Below are 665 nucleotides of genomic sequence, written 5' to 3' on the forward strand. Positions count from 1 at the left end.
CCTGCGGCGATGCACAGCGCCACCCACAGGCTCAGGTATCTTTCAAACCGTCCCATCTTAATCGCAGCAACCGGGTTCGCAGCAGGGCTTCTTCGCCTGCATGTCACTCAGGTCGATGGCCGGAGTCTTGTCCGTTCCACCGGGTTTTTCGGCATAGACCGTGATGCTGAAGATGCCGTATGCACCACTTTTGAAGGAGGCTATTCCCTCGGCATCCAGGTAGTTGGAAAGGATATCATCCGGAATGTCGATGACCTTTTCTTTCTGGATGGTGATGCCTGCAAATCCCGCTTCTTCTATGAAGCGCAGGTAGTCTTTTTTCTGGATGGCACCGGATACACATCCGGCATACATCTCGGCGTCCTGTCTCAGCGCTTCCGGCAGTTCACCCAATAGTACAATGTCAGATATACTGAAATGTCCGCCGGGTTTCAGCACCCGGAAGATCTCTTTCACCACCTGTTGTTTATCGGGCACCAGGTTGAGCACACAGTTGCTCACCACCACATCGGCCACGTTATCGGAGACCGGCATGGCTTCGATATCACCTTCGCGGAATTCGACATTGTGGAAGCCCAGTTTTTCGGCATTCTCCCTGGCCTTTCTGATCATGGCTGGTGTAAAGTCGATGCCGATCACCTTGCCTTCTGCACCGGTTTCATGAC

General features: G+C 53.4%; 1 protein-coding gene. It reads right to left on the bottom strand.

Going from position 1 to position 665, the window contains the following annotated elements; all coding sequences use genetic code 11:
* Positions 1–57: 57 nt before the first annotated feature.
* On the bottom strand, positions 58–665 hold a 608-nt coding region (locus KDD36_15185), incomplete at its 5' end, for a methyltransferase domain-containing protein (protein ID MCB0397992.1).

It is taken from the genome of Flavobacteriales bacterium (genome assembly GCA_020435415.1).
GTDB lineage: Bacteria > Bacteroidota > Bacteroidia > JACJYZ01 > JACJYZ01 > JACJYZ01.